The organism is Chamaesiphon sp. OTE_20_metabat_361, from assembly GCF_031364565.1.
Genome location: NZ_JANLWO010000393.1, coordinates 1 through 3,693 on the forward strand (window position 1 = coordinate 1; position 3,693 = coordinate 3,693).

Here is a 3,693-nt window from a genome sequence, read left to right on the forward strand (position 1 = left end):
GCAATGAGTCGAGCCAGCCTTCCATCCCGTGTTTGGATGCAGAATAGGCTGATTGCAGTGGCATCGAGCGCCGCGCCTCAACTGACGAAACCGCGATGAATGCGCCCCGCCCTGTCTGTCTCAGGTGCGGCATTGCCACCATCGCGCCATAGACCGATCCCATCAGATTGACATCGATGACCCGCTTGAATTCTTCCGGAGTTACTTGCTCGAAGGGAGCAATAATTCCAGTTCCTGCCGCATGTACCCAAGTATCCAACCGTCCGAAGCGTTCGATAGTTTGGTCGGCAATACTTTTGACCTGTTTAAATTTAGCCACATCAGCAGTAACCGCGATCGCCTCCGATCCAAATTGCTCGATTTCCTTGACTAATGATGCCAAGCCTGATTCACTCCGCGCCGCAACTACCAATTTTGCACCGCGTTTGGCAAACTGAAGCGCAGTTTCGCGACCGATTCCACTAGAAGCTCCAACCACAGCAACAACTTGTTGTTCGATCGGTTTTAGTTTCATGGCAGTTAGATGATTGCAACTTCAGTATGCTAGCAATGTCAATCCTGAGAGTCTTCTCTCTCAAGAGGGAGATCCATTCTATCTCTATCGGTAGATTCAATTATTATTTATTATTGCTATTACTAAAGTAATACACACAAAACTCTGTCAATCTTCGTGTTTTCTAAACTGAATTTTATACCAGAAAAACATGGCACAAAATCCTCCCGATTTGGGCGATCGGGCACTAAGTAAAGTAGTAGAGCTGGGAATTGCCACTCAGCTCGATCGCTCTGAAGAAATCGAGGTCGATATTCGGACTAATCCTGTAAATTTTATCCAAGGAAAATTAGATTCTGTCGAGATCTCCGGCAAGGGAGTAGTTGTCAAGCAAGATTTGCGAGTCGAAAATATTCAAATCGATACTGATGAGGTGTCGATCGATCCACTCAAAGCAGTTTTTGGTAATATCGAACTCACTCATCCAACTGAGGCTGAAGCGCGAATTATTTTGACAGAAGCTGATATCAATCATGCTTTTAGTTGCGAATATATTCAGAGCAAATTACGTGGCTTGAAAATGGAGCTGGATGGGCAGCCAGTCACGATCGATATTCAACAAGCATCACTAGATTTACCTGGTGAAAACCAATTTGTAATTTCGACAACCTTTTTACTCCGCGAGCAAAACGCAGTCAAAAAGATGTCAGCAACTGCCATTCCCCAAATTGATGAAGATGGTAATCGCATTTCACTAGAGATTTTAGCGGCTCAAGGTGAAGGTTTAAATCTCAAATTAGTAATGGTGATTATCGAACAACTTACTGCGCTGCTCGATCTCCGCAATTTCGATCTGCCTGGTGTATCGCTCCAGCTCCACCAATTAGAGGCTCAACTGGGCAAATTGGTAATTCACGCCAAAAGTCAAATCGCTCAAATTCCGACTATTTAAACTTTATTACTAGGCACAAAATCATGGCTCAAACTCCCAGCATTCCCCCATTTATCGAAAGTAACACTACCGAGTATCATGATAGCGGCGTACCGAGTACAGTTGCGATCGCCAAGCATCCACTCCATCCACTAATCGTAACGTTTCCGATCGCTTTTCTCTCAGGTGCGGCGGGAGCTGATGTCGGGTATTGGCTGACAGGCGATGCTTTTTGGGCGCGTGCTGCTATCTGGTTCATTGGTGCGGGGTTTGTTTCGGGGTTATTAGCCGCCCTAACTGGAATGCTGGATTTTTTGCGGATCGATCGAGTCAGAAAGCGCAGTGCAGGCTGGATTCACATGGTTACTAACGTTGTCGCAATGTCTCTGACGTTAGTTAACTGGATCTTACGGTGGAATAATTTTGAAGGCGCGATTTTACCTGTAGGTATGATTATTTCGGTCGTCGTGGCATCGCTACTAGCAATCTCAGGCTGGTTTGGCGCAGAACTGATTTATCGCCACAAAGTCGCAGTCATCGGCGACAGCAGTCGCTACGAGCCTTAATTGAGAATTGATAATTAAAGTTTACCTAAAAAATCCCATCCCAGGAGCGAAAAGTGCGGTCTTGGGGTTTCCCCAAGTGCAGCACCTTTTCAAGACAGGGGTGCACGTAGGGCGGGGTGGGTAGATCTTCGCCACAATTCCAGCAGATGTCGATCGAAAGAAAATCTGTGAAAAAATTTGATTATACACTCGACTTTAAAAATATCGACTTTCGCCAACATCCCGAACTTTATCGCATCGGCAAAGGCGAACAAGGTGTTTTACTCATCGAACCTTATAAAAGCGAAATCTTGCCATACTGGAGATTTAAAACACCAGCTATCGCCCGCAAATCTGCTGGCAAAATTTATACCCTGTTTCTTAAATATAAGGAACAGGGAGACTTTGTAGGTATGGATATGGCGCGGAAGTTTCTGCAAATGGGCTACACGCGATCGAGACGTTACGCCAATCACAAATCGGGACGTAAATATCTCAAGGATTCCAAAACTATTCTCCCCAATGAGGAAGATCCAATTAAGGCAGAATCTGCCAAGATTTTTTGGGAAGTGTGGCAACAAGCCAAGACAGATCCAGAGTATGTTGTCATGCTCGATCGACACGAACAAAAGTTTGCTTAAATGTCGATTTAACTCATCACAGATCTGTAGGTTGGGTAGAGCGAATGCTCTACCCAACCTACAACTTTTCGGTGTGAATCAGAGATCTAAATCCCCCTAAATCCCCCTTAAAAAGGGGGACTTTAAAAGCCCCCTTTTTAAGGGGGTTGGGGGATTTAGATATTAAAACGCAGCAATTAGACTTTTCAGACATCCCCTAAAGCCTAAAGCCTAAAACCTGCGAAAAATCCGGTCTTGGGGTTTCCCCAAGTGAAGGACTTTTTCAAGACAAAAACCTAACCTACGATCGCGAGGTAGATTTAAGTGGACGGGTAGTTATCTCCGGAGTCTGACCGAATTGAATAATGACAGAAGTAATTAGGGCAATCAGGACGATGACCCCTAAATCGCGACGAAAATAATCGGCACCTTGAGTAATTTCGAGGATCGACCAGTAGAGCAGCGAAACAAAAGCTAAGATATCTAAGGCAACTTTGACTTGACCTGTTTTAAAGAAAAACTTTAGCAGCGTCGCCGAAATCCAGATGATAATCGGTAGATTAGGTGATTGCATGATGACAACTTCACCAGTGCTATCTCGAAATAATCGATCGAACAAATTTGTATTTTCATTCATGATTAAAAAGAGTGTGAGTTAATTGCTAAAAATTATTTACGAAATGTCCACTCCAGCGATTTAATCGGTGCTGTTTGGAGGACATCTACCAATTCCTGGTTACTGGCAAATTTCATCTGCTTGGGATAAGTAGCATCGATTCGCAGCGTAAATTCTGAGCTGGTAAACGGCCACGGCTGGACACTCAGCGTCCCATCTTCACGCTCTAAGATGTCATGTCGATCGCCACTCGGCCCGGTAGCGATTTCCAGCCATCTTTGACCGTCAGGGATCTGGCGCTGACACAAAATCAACGACAATCGATCGCAACACTGCATCTTGTCATAGGCTTTCTGGACATCAGCTTTTTTGAGCTTCAAGCCTTTGCGCCAGGTAGTTTGTAGCTCGATTTGTTTGTCCAAAAACTCATCGAGTTCGGGGAGCTTGCCGCGCCGTCCCTCATTTAGAAAGCTCATGTGCATGGATAC

Annotated in this window: 6 protein-coding genes; 3 read left to right on the top strand and 3 right to left on the bottom strand. The window is 44.9% G+C overall.

Annotated features, from left to right (window positions below; all coding sequences use genetic code 11):
• Nucleotides 1–514: SDR family NAD(P)-dependent oxidoreductase (locus RMO35_RS11490; protein ID WP_309741342.1), on the bottom strand; the 514-nt coding region annotated here is incomplete at its 3' end.
• 190 nt (nucleotides 515–704) lie between these two features.
• On the opposite strand from RMO35_RS11490, the gene RMO35_RS11495 reads away from it, so the two are divergent.
• The 3 genes from RMO35_RS11495 to RMO35_RS11505 all read left to right on the top strand — a co-directional run bounded on the left by RMO35_RS11495 (nucleotide 705) and on the right by RMO35_RS11505 (nucleotide 2,610).
• Complete coding sequence (locus RMO35_RS11495; protein ID WP_309741344.1) at nucleotides 705–1,445, top strand: DUF2993 domain-containing protein; 741 nt, start codon at nucleotides 705–707, stop codon at nucleotides 1,443–1,445.
• A gap of 23 nt (nucleotides 1,446–1,468) precedes the next feature.
• Nucleotides 1,469–1,990 (top strand): DUF2231 domain-containing protein, encoded by a 522-nt coding sequence (locus RMO35_RS11500; RefSeq protein ID WP_309741346.1) that lies wholly within the window; start codon nucleotides 1,469–1,471, stop codon nucleotides 1,988–1,990.
• Nucleotides 1,991–2,136: 146 nt separating this feature from the next.
• Nucleotides 2,137–2,610: a DUF4385 domain-containing protein gene (locus RMO35_RS11505; protein ID WP_396135654.1), complete on the top strand. Its 474-nt coding sequence runs from the start codon at nucleotides 2,137–2,139 to the stop codon at nucleotides 2,608–2,610.
• A 280-nt stretch (nucleotides 2,611–2,890) separates the two neighbouring features.
• Here the strand turns inward: RMO35_RS11505 and RMO35_RS11510 are convergent, their stop codons facing one another.
• On the bottom strand, nucleotides 2,891–3,226 hold the full coding sequence (locus RMO35_RS11510; RefSeq protein ID WP_309741351.1) for a hypothetical protein: 336 nt from the start codon (nucleotides 3,224–3,226) through the stop codon (nucleotides 2,891–2,893).
• Between the two features lie 32 nt (nucleotides 3,227–3,258).
• The coding region (locus RMO35_RS11515) for a DUF3891 family protein (protein ID WP_309741353.1) at nucleotides 3,259–3,693 on the bottom strand (435 nt) is incomplete at its 5' end.